Raw genomic sequence first — 15,624 nt, 5'->3', positions numbered from 1 at the left:
CGTCAAACCGTACAGCGATTCCACGACGGCGACTTTGTCTTCATCGCTTTGTGAATCGAATCAAACTGGATGCGTGGCATCGAGTCCTTCTCGTCGAGGTCGGGGATCGTAGTCACCTGGATATGCACCCAATCGGCGCACAACTGATTCTGGATTTGGATGCTGAACACCATGGTGCCTGACCAAAGGACGGGCATCGAGCACGTCAACTCCTTCGCGGCGCAGACCTTTGTGAAGGGGTCGATGTTGTCGAGGTCGGGAATCCAGTGCCAGCCGATGATGCGCGGGCCGTTAAGAGGGTCTTCGCCCTTCGCACGTGCGATTTCTACTGCCACGTCGGGGCGAAGCCGAGCTGTGAACGTGACGTCGCTGTCCCCGACGACAATCGTGGTCGTGGACGCGGAGACTCTTACCGCCGGATCCCGCACCGCTCTTGTTGGTGATCGTTGGGCCATGCAAGATGCCGCAAGCGATACCGCGCCACATACGCCCAATCCCCGCAGCGACCGAATCATTTGAGTTTTCATACACCGTTCAGCGTTTCACCGGTCCGGCGCTGCGAACGCGGCTTCAATATCCTTTGACGACGCCGCGCCGGACAATTCATTGAACGTGCCGCTGCCGGCGATCTCGCGCGCGGCAGTGAGCACGGCGCCCCACGCGACGCGCGCGAGCGCGCCACCGACACTGATGCGACGCACTCCCAGCTCGGCAAGCTCGTTCACGGTCGTGAATCCGCTGCTCACCAGCACGTTGACGGGTTTGGGCGACACCGCGCGCACCACGTCGCTGATGTCGGACATGCTGCGAAGGCCCGGCGCATAGAGACAATCCGCGCCGGCCTCGGCGTACGCGGCGAGACGCCGAATCGTCTCGGCGAGGTCGGGGCGGCCGGTGATGAAGCCTTCGGAGCGGCCGGTGAGAACCACGTCGCGGCCACTCGCGTCGATCGCTTGCCGCGCCGCGCGCACGCGCTCGACGGCGAGCGTGCGATCGAAGAGCGGGTTCGCCGCGTCGCCGGTCGAGTCCTCGATCGAGACTCCGGCGATGCCAGTGAGTGCGGCGCGGCCGACGTTCGCGGCAACGCCGTCGGGCTCGATCGCGAAGCCGCCCTCGAAGTCGGCGTTGATCGGGAGCTCGACGGCGCCGCTCAGCACGCGCAGCCACGACAATGATTCATCGACAGTCAAGTGATTGTCTCGACGGCCCATCGTCCAGGCCGAGCCGGAGCTGGTGCTCGCGAGGGCGCGAAAGCCCAGATGCGCAAGCAGGCGCGCGCCGCCGATGTCCCATGGGTTGGGCATCACGAAGCAGCCCGATTCGTGAAGCCGGCGAAACGTGCGGGCGCGATCGGGTTGGGTCATGCCGGCTCCATTTATGGTTCCGCGTTGGTTGGTTGTGCGTGTTCAAATGCATCGCCATGCAAACGAACGATGCCATATGATGTCGCCGCCAGGTGCACGTTGTCGATCCCACACTCACCGCGAGGAGATCAATGATGACGTATCATCTCGAGAACGTTCTGGCCACGCTCGGGCAGCATCAACAGCGCGCGACGTATAGCGCGGTCGCGGAGCTCGTCGGCGAGACGCCGCGCAGTCTCATGCGCGGCAAGGCGCGGACGCCGGAGCATTCGTGGATCGTCTCGAAGACGACCGGCCGCCCGACAGGCTATGCGGACGCCGATGTGCATCCGTCGCTCGCGAGCAACCACACCATTCTCGCCACCGGTCAGCAACTGCGCGAATGGCTCGCGAGCCACAACGTGCACGACGATGCACCGCCGCAACACGCTCAACGGGCGGTTGCCGTGTGAATTTGCGCCGAACGTTGTTCGCGATTGGCATTGCGTTGGTCCGCCGGGTAGCTTGCGAGTGCTTGGACGTTGCGCATCGGCCGCGTCACACGCTGCGTCTTCATTAGAGACTACTCATGACCAGCACTTTGTCCCGAGCAACGCCCGCAATGGATTTTCGATTCGACCTCGCGATCTCCGCGGTCACGTCGGACGCCGGCCTCGTTACCGAGCTCGTGAACGAGCTTGCGACGCGACTGCCGACCGCTCCGGTGTGGCAGACCGATGTGCCTGAGCCGGATCGTGAAGTCGCGACGCCGTTGGTTGCCGAGCGTTCGCGTCTTGCGCTCGTGTTGCATCATGACTTGTGGGAGCACGACGACCACACGCGCAGTGACGCCAGCTTGCTGCGGGATCGGCTGCGCGATCGGCCGGGTTCCGTGTGTGTGATGACGTTCGACGATGCGCCGGTGCCGGGTTGGTTGTCGAAGGCGCCGCGGTATGACGTGGCGGCGAATGGGCGGGCGGGCGCGACGACCTTCGTGCTGGATGCGATCGAGTTGGCAGGCGGGTCGGTTGGCGTCGAGCCCGTGGCGGTCGAGGCCGAGCCGCGCTCGCGGTGGCCCGAGCCGCCGCCGCCGTTTCTGTCGCAGCCGCGCGCGCACTCGGCGCTGCGTCATGAGTTCGATGCGTTGATTGCCGAGATCGAACCGATGTTGGATAGCCGGCGTGCCGGCGCGCCCGACGGGAAGTTCGAGCTTCAGGTGCTGCCGCACCGTTTGATCGCGCGGATGAACGACGTTGCGATCACGTTTTCGTGGGTGGCGGGACGTTTACCCACCGTGGGCGATGGCTCGCTGCTCGTGATTGCCTGGCGGGACGTGGCGCCGGGCGTGAGCGGGATTGCCGCGCTCAAGTCGGCGGCGCCGGTTTACGAGCGCACCTATAATGTTGAAGGCAGTGATGCCGGCCGCTGGCGTTGGCGTGCGAGCGATTCGAGCAGCCGGTCGTATTCGACCAGGAATTTGGCGGCCGAATGGTTGGCGCGTGCGTCGCTTGCCAAGGGCTGACGAGATCGTTAAGTTTGGGGTCAAGCGACACACGCGCGGTGCGCGTGGACATGTTCCGGACGTATATTGGGGCCTGCCGAATTGCGAGCAGGCTCTTTTGCGTTTGTGTCGTGAATGATCCGCATGTTGCGGATCGCCCATCGTGAGGGCTTTGGTCACGAAGCACGTTGTGTCGGTTGGTACGGCATGTTCCGCACTCCCAACACAGCATATCAACATATGGAGTACGACAATGCGTACGACTGGCACCGTCAAGTGGTTCAACGATTCGAAGGGTTTTGGCTTCATCACGCCTGAGAACGGATCGAAGGATTGCTTCGTCCATCATTCGGCGATTCAGGGCGACGGCTTCAAGACGCTCGCCGACGGCGAACGCGTCGAGTTCGACATCGTGCAGGGCCAGAAGGGCCCGGCCGCGGAGAACGTGACGAAGTTGGGTCGCTGAACCGTCCAATCGCCTCCGCCGCGGTACCGTCCGCGGCGGGAGCGGACTGGCGCCGCGCAGTCGAGCCGTTCATCGGCCCGGATGCGCGGCGCGCGTCGTTTCAGCTGGTAACGACGCTTGTTCCGCTGGTCGCGTGTATCGTGGCCATTCACTTCGCGCGCAGCCGGTCGCTCATCGCCGCCCTCCTGCTCGCGCTGCCGACCGCCGGCCTGCTCGTGCGCACGTTCATTCTCATGCACGACTGCGCGCACGGTTCGTTCTTCGCGTCGCGCCGGCTCAATGACGTCGTCGGATTTCTGACCGGCGTCGTGACGTTGACGCCGTTCGCTCAATGGCGGCGCGATCACGCGCTGCATCATGCGTCCTCGGGCGATCTCGATCGCCGCGGCCATGGCGACGTGCCGACGCTGACCGTGCGTGAGTATCTCGCCAAAACGCCGCGCGCGCAGTTGGGGTATCGCATCATTCGGCACCCGATGCTGCTGTTGTTCGGCGGCCCATTTCATCTGGCCATCGGACAGCGTCTGCGCGGCAAGAGTCTGGCGACCGGAAAGATGCAGGCGGCGAGCGTCTGGATGACGAACGCGGCGATCGCGCTCGTGCTTGCGGTCGCGCTATGGGCGGTCGGCTGGAAGTCGGTGCTCATCGCCTACGGTCTTCCCTACTACATCGCGGCGATGGCCGGCGTGTGGCTGTTCTACGTGCAGCATCAATTCGAGGATGCGTACTGGACGCCGCATGGCGAGTGGGACTACGTGGAGGCGGCGCTGCGCGGGAGCTCGCATCTTCGGCTCCCGGCCATCCTACAATGGACCACCGGCAGCATCGGGCTGCATCACGTACATCACGTCGCGCCGAAAATTCCGAACTATCGCCTGCAGTCGTGCCACGACGCGAACGACATGTTCGCGAAATCGCCCGTGATCACGCTTCGCTCCGGGATGTCCGCGCTGCGCCTGGCGCTGTGGGACGAGGATCGCCAGCGGCTGATCGCGTTTCGGGATCTCCCGCAACGATAAGACACGAGCGCGACGTCAGGCGCGCTCCGTCGTTTCCTTGGTCATCTCGATCATCGTTGGGCGGAAGCCGACGGATGCGAACAAATGCTGCGCGGCTTCGTTGCGCACCGCGGTCGACAAAAGCGTTCGCGGCACGCCGCGCGCCTCGAGCGCCGCGATGATTGCATCGAGCAGCATCCGTCCGACGCCCTGCCGGCGACACGTCGGATCGACGACGATGTCCTGCAGCGCGCCGGCGGGTCCGCGCAGCGACATGTAGTCGTAGCCCTCGACGGATCCGTACGCATAGCCGATGACGGTGCCGTCGCGTTCCGCCACAATGATGATCGCGTCGGGCTCGCCGATCTGGCGCCCGAGGAACGCGCCGTATCCTTGCGCCGTTTGCGGCGTGGGCTCGAGGAACCGCTGTGGATCGAAGTCGTGATGCATGCGCACGAGCAGCTCGCCGAGCCGGCCCATGGCCGCGGCGTCGGCGGGCGCCGCCGGCCGAATGACCGTTTGCTCAACCTCGGCCATCAGCGCGAGCGTTCCACGCGATAGCGCAGCCAGAGCACATCGTCGTCGCGGCGCTCGACGCTGTCGAGCGAAAGCAGGCACGGCGTCATGTCGTCGCTCTGGACGTCGAACACTGCGGGCGTTCCCATGCGGCCGTCGACGACGGGCGCCACGAGCACGCTCACTTCGTCGATGAGCCCCGCGCGAAGCATGCCTCCGTTGATCTTGCCGCCGCCCTCGAGCATCAGCGTGCGCACGCCGAACACCGCGCCGATCTTGTCGAGCGCGATCGCGAGATCGACTTCGCGCGTGCCGGCGAGAATGTAGGACACACCGCGCTCGCGAAGAAAGGCAAGGTACTCGTCGGAGACGCACTCCGAGAGCACGGCAACGACGTGGTCGCCGTCGATGTCGTTCGATTCCCAGGCGAGCCGGCCGTGCGCATCGATCGCGAAGGCGAACGAATCGTGGTCGCCGGGCGCGCGGAAATCCGCGCGCGACCTGGTGCCGGTGTATTCGCGCGAAACGTCCTGGGTCGAACGAACATGTTTGGCGAACGGCTCCATCGTCACGCGTCCGCACATCCAGGCGTCGCCATCGTAGCCGACGTGCACGAGCTCATATTGTCGCCGTGCGGTGTCCGAGGTAGGCCATCCACCGGCGGCGATACGGCCGTCGATGGACGTCGCCATGTGGCAGATGACGCGCGGGCGACGGGAACCGGATCGAGAATCGTTGCTGATCATGCTACTATGATAACCATGATCGAACCCGCGCTGCCCGCCCTGTCCGGCTGGGAAAACTTCTACGTCATCATCGGCTCGTCGGCGGCGGCGCTCATCGGGCTGCAATTCGTCGTCATCGCGCTTATCAAGGATACGCGGACGCGCACGAACTCCGGCACCATCAGCGCGTTCGGCACGCCGACGGTCGTTCACCTGGGCGGCGCACTCGTCGTCTCGGCGGCGATGAGCGCACCGTGGCCGACGCTGACGTCGATTTCGATCGTCCTGACCATTTGCGGACTCATCGGGATTGGATACGCCGCCAGCATCATCGCGCACGCACGTCGGCAGACGGGCTACGCGCCGGTGTTCGAGGACTGGCTCTGGCACATGATTCTGCCGAGTCTCGCCTATATGGCACTCACCATCTCGGCGCTGCTGATGCGCGCCGACACGCGTGGAGCGTTGTTCGTGATCGGCGCGGCGGCGTTGGCGTTGCTGCTCATCGCGATACACAACGCGTGGGACACCGTGACGTATCTGGTGATCAGCACGGATCGCTCTGGAACTCCGGGCGGCGAATAGCGGCGTTCAAACGAAGGCCTGGCTGGCGTTGTCAAAAGCCAAACCCTCGTCACTGGCCAATGGACCTTTTCATCCAGGATGTCCGCTACGCATTCCGCTCGCTTCGGAAGACGCGTGGCACCACGCTGATTGCCGCGGCTTGTCTCGCGCTCGGCATCGGCGCCAATACCGCGATCTTCTCGATCGTCCGCGCGGTGCTGCTCGAGGGACTTCCCTATCGCGCGCCATCGGAGCTCGTGCGGGTGAGCGAGTTTGGATCGCATGGTCCGGGCTCGGTGTCCGTGCCGATGTACATGGACCTCGAGTCGCTGACCAGCGTCTTCCAGGATGTCGCCGCGTGGGCCGGAACGAGCCGCGATCTCGGCGACGTCGCGGAACCTGAACGCCTGCGCGGCGTTCGCGCGACGACGAACCTGTTCACCACCCTCGGCGCACGGCCACTGCTCGGCCGCACGTTCGTCGCCGCGGATGAACCGCCGTCGAGCGAGGCCGTGGTCGTCATCAGCGAAGGATTCTGGCGCCGGCGACTCGGCGCCAATGCGCGCGCGCTCGGGTCGACGATCACACTGAGCAATCGCAAGTTCACGATCGTCGGCATCATGCCGGCTGCATTCGACTTTCCTATTTCTCCACTTCGAAACGACTTCTGGATTCCGCTCGACTACAACGAGATCGGCGGAACGCAGCAACGGGGAAATCGATCGCTCGCCGTCGTCGCGCGATTCGCGCCCGGAGTCGATTCGACGTCGGCCGCCGCGCAGCTCGGTGTGTTGGCGCGACGGCTGGCCGAGTCGTTTCCGACGACGAACAAGAATCGTGGGCTTCTGGCGTCGAGCCTGACTGGAACTGTTGTAGGACGCGTGCGGCCTGCCCTGCTCATTTTGCTCGTCGCCGTTGGCCTCGTGTTGTTGATCGCGTGCGCGAACGTGGCGAATCTGTCGCTCGCGCGCGCGGCGGCGCGTCGCCGCGAAATTGCGATTCGCGCCGCGCTCGGCGCCGCTCGGTCGCGCGTGGTTCGGCAGATTCTGACGGAAAGCGTGCTGTTGTCATTCGTCGGCGGCGCCAGCGGGCTCGCGCTCGCGTGGTGGGGATTGCGCGCCATGAGTGGGACCCTCGCCGGCATGCTGCCGAGGAACGATTCAATTGGCGTCGATGGACCCGTGCTGGCGTTCACGATCGGCGTTTCGGTGCTCACGGGCATTGTCGTCGGCGTGATTCCCGCGCTGCGCGCAAGTCAAAGCGACCTGCGGCAGGATCTGTCGGATGCCGCCGGCAAGTCGAGCGCGTCGGCGGCGCGGCATCGCACGCTCAATACGTTGATCGGCGCCGAGATCGCGCTGTCGGTGCTGCTGCTCGTCGGCGCCGGTCTCGTCATCAGAAGCTTTCTGGCAGTGATGCAAGTCGATTCCGGGTTCGTCTCCGATCACGTCCTCACGTTCCGCGTCGGTGCGCCCGCGGGCGCCTTCGTCGACACGATGCGCTATGAGCAATTCTATACGCCGCTCATCGCGCGTCTGCGCGCGATTCCCGGCGTGCGGTCCGTCGGCGCCACCACCGTGCTGCCGATTCAGGACGGGCAGACGGATCGCTACTTCTCGATCGTCGGCCGCCCGAGCGAAGATGATCCGTCGCGCATGCCGGACGCGCAGTGGCGCGTCGTGACTCCCGACTACTTGCAGACGCTTGGTATTCGCGTGATCGCTGGTCGAGGGTTCACGGCCAGCGATACGCGCGGCACTGAGAATGTGATGGTGGTGAACCAGGAGCTGGTGAAGCGCTACTTCCCGGGCGAATCGCCGCTTGGGAAGCAGATCGAGGCGTCTGGACATACCTGTCGCATCATCGGCGTCGTGAAGTCGGTGCGTCAGGTCGGACTCGATCAGGAGGCGCTGCCGGAATTCTATGTCTCGGCGGCACAGCTGTCCGAGGGGACGGGGCTTCTCACGTTCGTGATTTCGGCGCGCGGCGATCTCAACACGCTTGCCGCGGCCGTGCGCCAGACGGTGCACGACGTTGCGCCGCAGCAGCCGGTCTTTCAGCTCACGACGATGAATGAGGTGATCGAGACGTCAGTCGCGACGCGGCGTTTGCTGCTGCAACTTCTCGGTGGCTTTGCACTGCTCGCGCTCGTGCTGTCGGCGGCGGGTGTGTATGGCGTGATGTCGTACGGTGTGACGCAGCGGCGGCGCGAGATCGGCATTCGCATCGCGCTCGGCGCGCGGTTTGGGAATGTCACGGGTATGGTGTTGCGTGACGTCGCGGTGGTCGCCGGCGTTGGGATTGGTGTGGGGGTCGGTGCATCACTGGCGCTGACGCGGTTGTTGTCGAGTGTGCTGTACGGCGTCGGCGCGTATGACGCGTTGAGTTTCGCGGGCGCGCCGGCGCTCATTCTCGTCGTCGCGCTGGTTGCCGGATTCGTTCCGGCACTCCGCGCCGCGCGCGTCGATCCGCTGGTGGCGATGCGATCGGAGTGAAACGCTTGTCATCCTGAGGCGCGAAGCGCCGAGGGATGACCGCAGGGGCGCTACTTCGGCTCGGGACCCATCTTGAGGCGCACCTTCCTTACTTCCTTGAGAGACGGCGCGCGCGCCGCATGTCCGCCCTGCTGCAGCGTCATGCGAACGATGACGTGGCCTTTCGAGATCGCGTCGGCCGACACGGGAATGGTATAGGTGCCGGCTGGGTGGCCTCCGCGAACCGCAAACGGCGAGACGACGCCGAGCGTTCGGCCGGACGTCGTCTCGAGATCGATCTCCGTTCCGCGCGGCACGACGCCGAGCGTGACTTCGAGCCACACCGTCTCACCGGCGCGCAACGCGTGCGGCAACGCGAGCTTGAGCACGCGGGCCGAATCCGGGTGCGACGGCTGCGTCAGCAATGCGATCAACGCGAGCGCGACGGTGGGCATTCGCATGGTGAATTGGCTAGCGCGACCGAATGACGACCGACTTGAGCGTCGGCGCTTTCTGTCCCGCATGTGACGGCACGACGCGAATGTTGACCGCCGTCGTTTGCCCGGGCGCGGCGCCAAGCAGAGTCGGTGCTTTTGGCAGCGGCACGGTGAACGTGACGTCGCCGCCCATGTTGGTCATGGCCATGTGTCCGAAGAACGCGATCGTGCCGGCGTAGTACGGGCTGTCGGCGTTCGCTTGCGTCGTGCTCGCCGGCGCGCCGACGAGCACGTCGAATTCGCGCGACGACGCCGACGTCGGTTTCGGGATCGTCACTTCGGCAACGAGCGTCGACTCGGCGGGTGAGTTGATGTGCGACTGGACCGCGCTCGTCGGGAGCGAGACGGTCGCCGCATTGCCGGTCGGTGTGGCGGTGGCGTGCACGACCGCACCCGGCGATGCCGCGAGCACTTTCGCGGGCTGAACGACGTTCTCACCGAAGCCCGGCTCGTACTGATAGTTGAATCGATCCATGCTGAGATAGTCGCCCGCGTGCGCCGTGCCCACGTACTTCCCGGTGCTGTCGGCGTAGAACAGGAACGGTTCGTTCGACAGCGTGGCGAGGTCGGCCCCCGTGGGCAGATACGGGAGACCGAGCGCCTTCTGCTTTCGTACCCACACATCCCACAGTCGGTCCATGTTCGAGTGATGCAGAAAGAAGATCGGGTCCACGGGCGACAGATTGTTCGTCATGTTCCCGTACGGGCCGGGATCGCATGGGCCGACGCCGCCGATGAAATTGTGGGTCTTGTTGTGCGGCAGTCCCTCGAGCACCGAGAACTTGGTGCCGGCGTTCGGCGCATCGTTGTGCGAGGCCGTCTTGGAGCTGGTGAAGCTGTTCGCGGGCTCGGTGCTGTAGAAGAGTTTGGGCAACAATCCCGACGACACGATGTGCGGCGATACGTCGTACGCGGTTTTCGGATCCAGCTTCGGATTGTCCCGCGTCAGGTAGCGCGATCCCGACGTGAACGCATACGTCAGGTTGCCGGAGAAGAACTGCTGCGACGGGACGTCGAGTCCCATCACGTCGTTCCACATGTCGTCGAACGCCTTGTAGTTTCGCTTGTCGAGCTGCGCACGCTGCGCGGCATTTAGAGAATTCCAATAAGCGGTCAGCGGTCCGCGCAGCTGTGTCGAGAACGCCGAGATGTTGCGCGTGTACGGCTCGTAGTGTGGATCCGTCGGCGTCAGAACGCCGTTGAACATTCCGTCGGGTATTTGTGGCAGCGTCGTCCAGTCCCAGTATGGAATGGCGAAGGTGGGATCGCCGCTGAGCGTGCGGAGGGTCTGCTCGAAGTAGCCGAGGTAGCCGCGGTGCCATACGTAGAACCACCAGTTGCCGTGCGGGCAGTCCATCATGTGGATGAACGCGTTGCGGAACCAGTTTCGCGGGTCCGTCGGCGGCAGCTTGAGCATCGCGTCGATGGCTCTCTGATAGCTCGCGAGTGCTTTCTGTCCGCCGGCGCTCATGACGTTGTAGCGCGTGTACTTCGCCGGTTGTGGCGCTTGCGGAGCCTGCGATGCGTGTGGGGCCAGGGTCGCGGCGAGTGCGTCGAGCGGCAGCGACGCGGCGCCGGCCGCGCCGGCGGCCGTCGCGGTGGTCAGGAGGAAATGACGGCGAGAGACGGCGGGATCGGACATGGGGGCGCTCGAGGAAGGAGGAGGACCGCGTGCGCCGAAGCTATGAAGGCCGGCCGTCGCCGTCAAAGATTAGATAATTCTCATAAACAGGCGGTGATCAGGACCACGGACAAACGGCGGACAACTGCGGATCGGCACGGAGACGGCGTGAACTGCGGTTAACCACCAGTGATTTTGAGAACGCCTCAGGATGCTTCGACAAGAGGGGCGTCCCGAGAGTCAGAGCGGCCAGCTAACGCGCCGCCGCCGGGAACTGCGGCAGTTTCGCCACGTCGCGCTGATCGTGCTGAATGATGACGGTCGCCTTGAGGTTCGCCGCCATCTTCTTGAAGCGGTCGAGCGACGCGATCGTTGCCGCGCGGTCGGTGTTGAACGTGGGCACGCCGTTGCTGTCGTAGTTCTCGTGGAAATGCGCGAGGTCGCCCGTGAGCAGCACGTTGCCCATCTGCGGAAGCTTCACGAGTAAACTGTGATGTCCCGGCGTGTGCCCGGGCGTGTTCAACATCACCACGGTGCCGTCGCCGAACACGTCGCGATCGCCGACGACCGGCTCGACCTTGCCGCCGCCGCTGAGCCAGTGCGTGAACGGACCCGATGTTCCCGCCGGCGTCTTCGGATCCGACACGACGTCCCAATCGGCCTTGCCGATGAGCAGCGTCGCCTGCGGAAATTCGCCGGCTTGTCCGGTGTGGTCGCCGTGGTAGTGGCTGATGGCGACGAATTTGACTTGCGCGGGGTTCACGTTGGCTTGCGAGAGCAGATCGACGAGGCTCGTCTTCGGCGCGGCGGCGCCGGCACCCATCGGATTGCCGGTATCCCAGATGAGATAGTCGTCGCCATGCCGCACGAGATAACAGCTGAAGGTGAGTTGGACCATCAGCCCATTGAACGCGTAGACGTCGGAGAATCGCTGGCCGACGTTCGTCGGCGCGGCGTTCGTGCCGCACTGCAAGCGCGTGAGCGTGACGGTGGGCGGTGTCTGCGCGCGGAGAGCTGCGGAATGCAGAACGGGCACCGCGGCGACGAGCGCGAGCGATCGAACAAGTCGAGTCATGGATGGCGAGGGCAAGGTGGGCGGGCGATGGAACCGCATAATGTCGGTCGTCCCGGGCGTCGCCGCCACCACTGCGCTTCGCGCAGTTTTACGTGCGCCGCGTCACCGCGCGCCCCGGCACTGTCGATGCGTGTTGAGTCGTCATGCAGGAACCCGTCGACGCCCCGACACCAAAAGCGCTAGCCGACCTCGTTGCCCGGTGCCGCGAAATAAACCGCTATGCGACCCAGCTCACCGCCGCCGAGGAAGGCCGAATCGCCGCGCTGGCGTCCGGCCTCATCACGATGCGCCAGGTGTTGGGACTCGAGCAGGTCGCGCCAAGTAAGCTCCCGGCGCGGCAGGCACGCATCACGCACTGGCTGCTGACGGGCGGGTCGCTCGACGACCTGGAGACGCCGCCCATTCGGCAGCTCAACGGCGTCCTCGTGCTCGACGAGCACGAACAGATCAAGATTCTCTCGGGCCGTCATTGGCGCGGCGCGTGGCGAGAGGTTACCCTGTGGCGTGACGGCGTCGCACGACTCTCCGCCCACGATCTCATGGAATACCTCGCATCGCTCGTCGCGCGCGCTCAGGAGCGGGCGCCGTCCGCGGCCACCGCACTGCTCGAGCGAAGCCGATTGATCGCTGGCACCGATGCCCTTGGGCCGCATGGCCCGCGAGGACGGGCTGACTAGCACGACTGCTCACACGGCCCCCCACACGACATCCACTGCCAAGCGCTGGACGCTCGTCGCGACGATCGTTGCGTCGAGCATGACGTTCATCGACGGCACGGTGATCAACGTCGCGCTCCCCGCGCTGCAGCACGGCATGAACGCAACGATTGCCCAGGTGCAGTGGGTGATCGAAGCATACGCGCTCTTCCTCGGTTCCCTCCTTCTGGTCGGCGGTTCCCTCGGCGATCAGATCGGCCGGAAGCGCGTCTTCATGATTGGCGTCGCGATCTTCACGCTCGCCTCGGCGGCGTGCGGCCTCGCGCCGACGCCGCTTTTCCTCATCAGCGCACGGGCGATTCAAGGCATCGGAGCAGCCTTCCTCGTTCCGGGGAGCTTGTCGATCATCTCGTCCACATTCGAAGGCGCCAAGCGTGGTCGTGCCATCGGCACGTGGTCGGGATTCAGCGCGATCACCACGGCGGCCGGGCCCGTTGCCGGCGGTTGGCTCGTTGAACACGCGTCGTGGCGCACCGTTTTCTTCATCAACGTGCCGCTCGCCGCGCTTGTCATGTTCCTCTCGGTGCGATACGTCCCCGAGAGCAAGGACCCGTCGCGCGGCCGCTCGATCGATTGGGCGGGCGCGTTGCTCGGCGTCGTGGGGTTGAGCGGAATCGTGCTCGGCTTGCTCGAGTGGCCATCGCGCGGCGCAGGCGATCGACTCGTGCTCCTCTCGCTCGCGAGCGGCGTCGTGTTTCTCGCGGCACTGATCGTCGTCGAGGCGCGCACCAGCGACCCGATGCTGCCGTTGGCACCGTTTCGCGTGCGCGCGTTCACGCTGAGCAATCTCCTCACGCTCTTTCTGTACGCGGCCCTGGCCGAAGTCATGTTCATGATGCCGCTCCTGCTGATCGAGGTGCGCGGGTTCAGCGCGACGGCGGCCGGCGCGTCGTTGCTTCCGTTTCCGATCATCATGTTCGCGCTGTCGCGCTGGTCCGGGGGGCTCGTCGCGCGGGTCGGAAGCAAGTTGCCACTGACGATCGGACCAGCCGTCACCGGAGCAGGATTCGCCCTGCTCGCGATGCTCGGCCGTCTTGGCTCGAGCAGCGTGTTGGTCGTGCCGGCGGTCGTCATCATGGGTCTTGGCATGGCATTGACCGTCGCACCGCTCACGACCACCGTCATGAGCTCGTTGCCGAGCATGCATTCCGGCGTGGCGAGCGGGGTGAACAACGCCGTGTCGCGCGTCGCGGGACTGATCGCGATCGCGGCATTTGGCGTCGTGATCGCGAGCGTGTTCAACAATCGCGTAACGGCGCGGCTGGCATCGGTTTCGATGTCTCAGACGGAGCGCGCGACGCTCGGCCGCGAGCTGCCGAAGATGGCGGCGGCGAACGTGAAGGGCATCGCGTCGATGTCCGGCGACGCGCGGCGGGCCGTGAGGCGCGCGATCGACGACTCGTTCGGCGGCGCGTTTCAGATTGCCATGCTCGGCTCGGCCGCCCTGGCGTTCGCGGCGGCCCTCGTCGGCGTGATGATCCCCTCGCGCGCCCGGGGGTGAGCGAAAACTTTCCAACCGTTCACCCTTCCCCCGTCCGGTCGATACTCAGAGGGCCCGCCATGACTGGCAGCTCTCTCCCACCGGCCGTGTAATGCCCGGAATGCCTGTAGTCCCACATTACGAACCACGCCTCGTCGCCCTTTCGGTGATCGTGGCGTCGCTCGCGTCGTTCGTCGCGCTCGATCTCGCGGGACGCACGCAGGCAGCGGCGGGACGGGCGCGTCTGGGCTGGCTGATCTGCGGCTCGGTGGTGATGGGCGTCGGTATCTGGAGCATGCACTTCGTCGGCATGCTCGCGTTCGGATTGAACGCGGGCATCATGGCCGTTCAGATCGCGTACGATCGCGTCGGCCTGATCGCGAGCGTGTTGGTCGCCATCGCCGCGTCGGCGCTGGCGCTCGAAGTAGCCAGCCGGCGGTTTCTCGGGACTCGCCCGCTGCTCGGTGCAGGATGTCTCATGGGCGGTGCCATCGCCGGCATGCACTACCTCGGCATGGCCGCGATGCGCATGGCGGCGAGTCTGCACTACTCGGCTCCGCTCGTCACGCTCTCGGTCTTCATCGCCGTCGCGGCGTCGATCGTCGCGCTGGCGCTGGCGCGCCGGCTCGGCGAAACGAAGACGGTGGGCGAGAAGTGGGCGAAGCGAGTGGCGGCCGGCATCATGGGAATCGCCATCGCCGGCATGCACTACACGGGCATGGCGGCAGCGCACTTCGGCGTGGGCGAACACGAGATGAGCAGCATGGGTCACTCGGTGCTCGCGACATCGGGGTTGGCGATCGCCGTGACGCTGAGCGCGCTGATCGTGTTCGCGGGCGCCGCGACGGCGACGGCGCTCGATCGCCGGCACGGCCGTCTCGGTCGAACGGCGCGCGCGGCGGAAGCACGCTATCGCGCGCTCACGCAATCGGTGAGTGATGCGGTGTTCTGCATCGATTCCGACGGGTGCATCGTGTTCTGGAATGGCGCCGCCGAGCAAATTTTCGGCTATCCTGCGTCGGTGGTGAATGGCCAGTCGCTGGCGCTGCTGATCGGCGAGCGCTCGGCGGAGTTCGACGTCTCGGTTGCCGCATCCGGTCCCGGCATTCTGCACGCGATCGAGCTCGAGGGACGAAAGGCCGACGGCACCCTGTTTCCGCTCGAGCTCACGCTGACGGAATCGATGGACGACGATGAGTCCATCATCACCGGCATCATTCGCGACATCACCGAGCGGAAGCGGGCCGAGGCGGCGCTGCGCGAAAGCGAGCAACGGTACCGGAAGCTCGTCGAGCATTCGCCGGAAGCAATCGTGCTGCACGCGGACGACACGCTGCTGTACGCCAATCCGGCCGCGGCCGCGCTGATCGGCGTCGCCGATCCGTCGCTCCTGCGCGGCCAGTCGGTGCGCGCCTTCATTCCCGTGGCCACGCGCGATCTCGTCGTCGGCCACGCGGTGAGCGAGCCGGGCGCGATTCGCCAGACCGTGGAATATGAGATCACTCATTCCGACGGGCGCGCGCTGTACGTGGAAGCCACCTCGGTGAGCGCGACGTTCGACCAGATCGCCGCGGTGCAGACGCATCTCCGCGACGTGACGGCCCAGAAGGCGCTCGAAGGACAGCTTCAACACCAGGCGTTCCATGAC

16 protein-coding genes are annotated in these 15,624 nt (G+C 65.4%); 9 read left to right on the top strand and 7 right to left on the bottom strand.

All coding sequences use genetic code 11. The features are described 5' to 3' along the window. Positions 1–2: 2 nt before the first annotated feature. Both VN706_05060 and VN706_05055 read right to left on the bottom strand, forming a co-directional pair. Positions 3–428 carry a hypothetical protein gene (locus tag VN706_05060; protein HXT14975.1) on the bottom strand — a complete coding sequence of 142 codons (426 nt, stop codon included), beginning with the start codon at positions 426–428 and terminating at the stop codon, positions 3–5. A gap of 114 nt (positions 429–542) precedes the next feature. Next, positions 543–1,364 (bottom strand): isocitrate lyase/phosphoenolpyruvate mutase family protein, encoded by an 822-nt coding sequence (locus VN706_05055; protein ID HXT14974.1) that lies wholly within the window; start codon positions 1,362–1,364, stop codon positions 543–545. 131 nt (positions 1,365–1,495) lie between these two features. On the opposite strand from VN706_05055, the gene VN706_05050 reads away from it, so the two are divergent. The 4 genes from VN706_05050 to VN706_05035 all read left to right on the top strand — a co-directional run bounded on the left by VN706_05050 (position 1,496) and on the right by VN706_05035 (position 4,329). Then, positions 1,496–1,816, top strand: coding sequence for a hypothetical protein (locus VN706_05050; GenBank protein ID HXT14973.1), 321 nt, complete (start codon positions 1,496–1,498; stop codon positions 1,814–1,816). Between the two features lie 116 nt (positions 1,817–1,932). Next, complete coding sequence (locus VN706_05045) at positions 1,933–2,865, top strand: hypothetical protein (GenBank protein ID HXT14972.1); 933 nt, start codon at positions 1,933–1,935, stop codon at positions 2,863–2,865. Between the two features lie 232 nt (positions 2,866–3,097). Further along, the gene (locus VN706_05040) at positions 3,098–3,310 is read left to right on the top strand and encodes a cold-shock protein (GenBank protein ID HXT14971.1); all 213 of its coding nucleotides are present in this window, start codon (positions 3,098–3,100) and stop codon (positions 3,308–3,310) included. A 140-nt stretch (positions 3,311–3,450) separates the two neighbouring features. Beyond that, positions 3,451–4,329 carry a fatty acid desaturase gene (locus tag VN706_05035; GenBank protein HXT14970.1) on the top strand — a complete coding sequence of 293 codons (879 nt, stop codon included), beginning with the start codon at positions 3,451–3,453 and terminating at the stop codon, positions 4,327–4,329. A gap of 15 nt (positions 4,330–4,344) precedes the next feature. On the opposite strand, the gene VN706_05030 is transcribed toward VN706_05035, so the two are convergent. Both VN706_05030 and VN706_05025 read right to left on the bottom strand, forming a co-directional pair. Continuing rightward, entirely contained in the window at positions 4,345–4,845 is a 501-nt protein-coding gene (locus tag VN706_05030; GenBank protein HXT14969.1) for a GNAT family N-acetyltransferase, read from the bottom strand. After that, positions 4,845–5,570, bottom strand: coding sequence for a RibD family protein (locus VN706_05025; protein ID HXT14968.1), 726 nt, complete (start codon positions 5,568–5,570; stop codon positions 4,845–4,847). Before VN706_05025 ends, VN706_05030 begins: the two co-directional genes overlap by 1 nt. A 15-nt stretch (positions 5,571–5,585) precedes the next feature. Between VN706_05025 and VN706_05020 the strand changes: the two genes are divergently transcribed. Then, positions 5,586–6,134 carry a hypothetical protein gene (locus tag VN706_05020; GenBank protein HXT14967.1) on the top strand — a complete coding sequence of 183 codons (549 nt, stop codon included), beginning with the start codon at positions 5,586–5,588 and terminating at the stop codon, positions 6,132–6,134. Positions 6,135–6,193: 59 nt separating this feature from the next. After that, positions 6,194–8,608: an ABC transporter permease gene (locus tag VN706_05015; GenBank protein HXT14966.1), complete on the top strand. Its 2,415-nt coding sequence runs from the start codon at positions 6,194–6,196 to the stop codon at positions 8,606–8,608. 50 nt (positions 8,609–8,658) lie between these two features. Here VN706_05015 and VN706_05010 read toward each other — a convergent pair whose 3' ends face one another. From VN706_05010 to VN706_05000, 3 genes are all read right to left on the bottom strand, one after another. Then, positions 8,659–9,048 carry a hypothetical protein gene (locus tag VN706_05010; protein ID HXT14965.1) on the bottom strand — a complete coding sequence of 130 codons (390 nt, stop codon included), beginning with the start codon at positions 9,046–9,048 and terminating at the stop codon, positions 8,659–8,661. Positions 9,049–9,058: 10 nt separating this feature from the next. Continuing rightward, a complete protein-coding gene (locus VN706_05005) occupies positions 9,059–10,726 on the bottom strand; it encodes a tyrosinase family protein (GenBank protein ID HXT14964.1) in 1,668 nt (555 codons plus the stop codon). A 232-nt stretch (positions 10,727–10,958) separates the two neighbouring features. Continuing rightward, positions 10,959–11,780 carry an N-acyl homoserine lactonase family protein gene (locus tag VN706_05000; protein HXT14963.1) on the bottom strand — a complete coding sequence of 274 codons (822 nt, stop codon included), beginning with the start codon at positions 11,778–11,780 and terminating at the stop codon, positions 10,959–10,961. 143 nt (positions 11,781–11,923) lie between these two features. Between VN706_05000 and VN706_04995 the strand changes: the two genes are divergently transcribed. The 3 genes from VN706_04995 to VN706_04985 form a co-directional block, all read left to right on the top strand. Then, a complete protein-coding gene (locus VN706_04995) occupies positions 11,924–12,457 on the top strand; it encodes a hypothetical protein (GenBank protein HXT14962.1) in 534 nt (177 codons plus the stop codon). Then, positions 12,432–13,997 carry an MFS transporter gene (locus tag VN706_04990; GenBank protein ID HXT14961.1) on the top strand — a complete coding sequence of 522 codons (1,566 nt, stop codon included), beginning with the start codon at positions 12,432–12,434 and terminating at the stop codon, positions 13,995–13,997. Before VN706_04995 ends, VN706_04990 begins: the two co-directional genes overlap by 26 nt. Positions 13,998–14,097: 100 nt before the next feature. Continuing rightward, positions 14,098–15,624, top strand: a 1,527-nt coding sequence (locus VN706_04985) for an MHYT domain-containing protein (protein HXT14960.1), incomplete at its 3' end; no start/stop codon positions are given.

It is taken from the genome of Gemmatimonadaceae bacterium, assembly GCA_035606695.1.
In the GTDB taxonomy this organism is placed as follows: Bacteria; Gemmatimonadota; Gemmatimonadetes; order Gemmatimonadales; family Gemmatimonadaceae; genus JAQBQB01.
The sequence above is the reverse complement of the archived record's forward strand: the minus strand, read 5'-3'. Positions and strand labels throughout refer to the sequence as shown.

Excerpts from the sequence above, each read along its gene's own strand:
- VN706_05055 (HXT14974.1), bottom strand. The coding sequence starts at position 1,364 with ATGACCCAACCCGATCGCGCCCGCACGTTTCGCCGGCTTCACGAATCG.
- VN706_05050 (HXT14973.1), top strand. The coding sequence starts at position 1,496 with ATGATGACGTATCATCTCGAGAACGTTCTGGCCACGCTCGGGCAGCAT.
- VN706_05045 (HXT14972.1), top strand. The coding sequence starts at position 1,933 with ATGACCAGCACTTTGTCCCGAGCAACGCCCGCAATGGATTTTCGATTC.
- VN706_05040 (HXT14971.1), top strand. The coding sequence starts at position 3,098 with ATGCGTACGACTGGCACCGTCAAGTGGTTCAACGATTCGAAGGGTTTT.
- VN706_05030 (HXT14969.1), bottom strand. The coding sequence starts at position 4,845 with ATGGCCGAGGTTGAGCAAACGGTCATTCGGCCGGCGGCGCCCGCCGAC.
- VN706_05025 (HXT14968.1), bottom strand. The coding sequence starts at position 5,570 with ATGATCAGCAACGATTCTCGATCCGGTTCCCGTCGCCCGCGCGTCATC.
- VN706_05020 (HXT14967.1), top strand. The coding sequence starts at position 5,586 with ATGATCGAACCCGCGCTGCCCGCCCTGTCCGGCTGGGAAAACTTCTAC.
- VN706_05015 (HXT14966.1), top strand. The coding sequence starts at position 6,194 with ATGGACCTTTTCATCCAGGATGTCCGCTACGCATTCCGCTCGCTTCGG.
- VN706_05010 (HXT14965.1), bottom strand. The coding sequence starts at position 9,048 with ATGCGAATGCCCACCGTCGCGCTCGCGTTGATCGCATTGCTGACGCAG.
- VN706_05005 (HXT14964.1), bottom strand. The coding sequence starts at position 10,726 with ATGTCCGATCCCGCCGTCTCTCGCCGTCATTTCCTCCTGACCACCGCG.
- VN706_05000 (HXT14963.1), bottom strand. The coding sequence starts at position 11,780 with ATGACTCGACTTGTTCGATCGCTCGCGCTCGTCGCCGCGGTGCCCGTT.
- VN706_04995 (HXT14962.1), top strand. The coding sequence starts at position 11,924 with ATGCAGGAACCCGTCGACGCCCCGACACCAAAAGCGCTAGCCGACCTC.
- VN706_04990 (HXT14961.1), top strand. The coding sequence starts at position 12,432 with ATGGCCCGCGAGGACGGGCTGACTAGCACGACTGCTCACACGGCCCCC.